The sequence below is a fragment of the Skermanella sp. genome, assembly GCF_059503625.1.
Map to the genome: position 1 here is coordinate 1 of NZ_JCACHA010000307.1, position 2,904 is coordinate 2,904.

Here is a 2,904-nt window from a genome sequence, read left to right on the forward strand (position 1 = left end):
TAGAGGGTGCTGTGTCCGGGAGGTGCGAGCCCCGGATCGGTGACGCAGGCATTCTGGACATAGAAGCTGGGCTCCGCCGGCAGTTCCAGCCCGTCCTCGATGTCCTTGATGTTCCGCGCGTAGTCCTTGGTCAGATAAATCGTGTGGTGCGCCAAGTCGGGCAACGTGCCCTCGATCCCGAGATAAAGCATAAAGGTGGAGCAGGAAAATTTCTTGCGGCCGATCTTCTCGTCTGTCCAGCGCTTGCGCAGATGGTTGGGCACCAGTTGGGTCATCGTCTGGGCGAAGTCCGAATTGATCACCAGCGCATCGGCCTTGTACTCGCCGGCACTGGTGCGGACGCCGGTCGCCTTGCGGCCCTGGAACAGGATTTCCTCGACCGGTTCGTTCAGCCGGATGCGGACACCCATATCGGTCGCCGCCTTCGCCATCGCCGCCATGACGGCGCCGGTGCCGCCGCGCGGGTGGTGGACGCCGAACTCGTATTCCATGAACGACAGGATCGTGAACAGGCTGGGGCAGCGGAACGGCGACATGCCCAGATACTTGCTCTGGAACGAGAAGGCGAGCCGCACCCTGGGGTCGGCGAAGTAGCGCGACAGGTCGGCATCGACCGACTGGTGCGGCCGCATCAGCGGCAGCGACTTCAGCAGCGCCGGATCGACCAGATCGAACACGCTGTTGAACGCCTTCTCCAGCACGGGCCGGAAGGCCTCCAGCTTCCGCCGGTTGTCCGACATGAAGCGCGGCAGGTTGGCGGCGTCGGCGGGCGAGAGCTTCGCCACCTGCTCCGCCATCTTCGTCGGGTTGGGCGAGGCGTGCAGTTCGCCGCCGGCCTCGAAGATCAGGTGGTACTGCGGGTCGAGCCGGATCAGGTCGACTTCACGGGACAGGTCCTTGCCGCAGGCGGCGAATATGTCGCTCAGCACGCGCGGATACAGGAAGAAGGTCGGTCCCATGTCGAAGCGGTAGCCGCCCTCGGCCTCGATGGTCGAAGAGCGTCCGCCGACCCTGTCCAGCCGCTCGACGACGGTGACGTCGGCTCCCGTTCTGGCGAGCAGCATGGCGGAGGCGAGACCGCCCGGTCCCGCACCGACAATAACGATACGGCGACTCATGATGCGGAACCATGGAGACTGAAGCCGCGGGACCTGAGATCATGGGTTGGGGTTAAAGGGTGCGTGGACCCGTTCGGCATGCTGGCTGCACTCTCTGGTTGTTTAAGATCCAAATGAACAGGTTGAGGTAAGTCTTTCGAACAGCTTGTTTCCAGCAGAACGGCGGCGAGATTGCGCCAGGGGGAGAGTTGGGTTGATGGATCGTCGTCACACGAACGAAACTGGATTGATGGAAGCCGATGTCCAGCACCGACATGATATTGCGCGGCTAATTTTCGACGCCCGAAGCGCGCAGACGGGTTGGCGTGAAACTTCCCTGCGCCGGCGGCTTGCTGTTATTACCAGTTTGCGTCACCTGATCGCCCGAAACGCATCCTACCTGTCGCAATCTGTCGGCGAACGGCCCGGCAGGGCCGAGGGCGAGACGCTGGCGCTGGAGGTTCTGCCGCTGGCGGATGCCTGCCGTTTCCTGGAGCGCGAGGCGGAAGTCCTGCTGGCGCCGAGGCGGCTGGGCTCAAAGGGAAGACCTCTCTGGCTGTCGGGCGCTTCGTCCGAAATCCGGCGCGAACCGCTGGGCGTCGTCCTGGTCGTAGCCCCTTCCAACTACCCGCTCTTCCTGCCCGGCGTTCAGATCGTCCAGGCGCTGGTCGCCGGCAACGCCGTCCTGATCAAGCCGGCTCCCGGCTGCGCCGACCCGATGCGGGTGCTGCTTGGACTGCTGGAAGACGCCGGCCTGCCCGCTGGTCTGTGCATCCTGCTGGACGAGACCGTGGAAGCAGGGCGCGAAGCCATCGCCGCCGGAGTGGACAAGCTGGTGCTGACGGGATCGGCGGAGACCGGCCGGCGGGTGCTGGCCGATCTGGCGCCCCATCTGACGCCGGCGGTGATGGAGTTGTCCGGCAACGACGCTGTCTTCGTGCTGCCCGGCGCCGACCTCGACCTGACGGCAAAGGCACTGGCCTACGGCCTTCGGCTGAACGGCGGCGCCACCTGCATAGCCCCCCGGCGCGTCTTCGCCGACCGGGGCTGCGCCCTGGAACTGGAACGGCGCCTGACCCCGCTGGCGCTCTCGGTGCCGTCCGTATCCGTACCGGAGCGTATACGGACCCAGGTCGCTCGCCTGCTGGGCGAGGCGGAGGATGCAGGCTGCCGCCTGATCGGCCCCCACTTCCGCGCCGAGGAGCCGCGCATGGCTCCGGTGATCGTCGCCGACGCGGTGCCGGAACTTGGCCTGCTGCGGGAAGACATCTTCGCCCCCGTCCTGTCGCTGGTGCCGGTCGCTGGCGAAGCCGACGCCCTCGACGCCGCCACCCAGTGCCCTTACGCGCTGGGAGCCTCCATCTTTGGTCCGGAACCGCTGGCGCGGTCCCTCGCCGAACGAGTACGTGCCGGATCGGTCATCATCAACGACCTGATCGTCCCGACCGCCGACCCCCGCCTGCCCTTCGGCGGCCAGGGCGTCAGCGGGTTCGGCACGACGCGAGGAGCGGAGGGATTGCTGGAAATGACCGTGCTCAAGACGATCACGCTGCGCAGCGGCCACTTCCGTCCCCACTACGACCCGGTGACGCCGGCCGATACCGCCATGATGCTCGACTACATCGCGGCGGCGCATGGCGATGGTGCGCGGTGGCCGGCCGTGAAGCGGCTGGTCAAGGGATTGATGGAGCGGGGACGAGGGGCGCGGGAGGGCTGACTTCAGGCTCTACAGTTTCGAGGCATAAGCCTGGAGGATCGCACTGATTGCAGCGGGGGAAAACGAGCTGTAGCGCAAGGTTGTCGCCAG

The 2,904-nt window shown here is 66.0% G+C and carries 2 protein-coding genes; one reads left to right on the forward strand and one right to left on the reverse strand.

Translation table 11 applies throughout. The features are described from left to right. Positions 1-1,118, reverse strand: a 1,118-nt coding sequence (gene crtI / locus AC5JJ6_RS07120) for a phytoene desaturase family protein (RefSeq protein ID WP_496041365.1), incomplete at its 3' end; no start/stop codon positions are given. A 196-nt stretch (positions 1,119-1,314) separates the two neighbouring features. Here crtI and AC5JJ6_RS07125 point away from each other — a divergent pair. After that, on the forward strand, positions 1,315-2,814 hold the full coding sequence (locus tag AC5JJ6_RS07125; RefSeq protein WP_496041366.1) for an aldehyde dehydrogenase family protein: 1,500 nt from the start codon (positions 1,315-1,317) through the stop codon (positions 2,812-2,814). Positions 2,815-2,904: the final 90 nt, after the last annotated feature.

Coding starts and splice junctions, on each gene's coding strand:
- AC5JJ6_RS07125 (WP_496041366.1), top strand. CDS start 1,315: ATGGATCGTCGTCACACGAACGAAACTGGATTGATGGAAGCCGATGTC.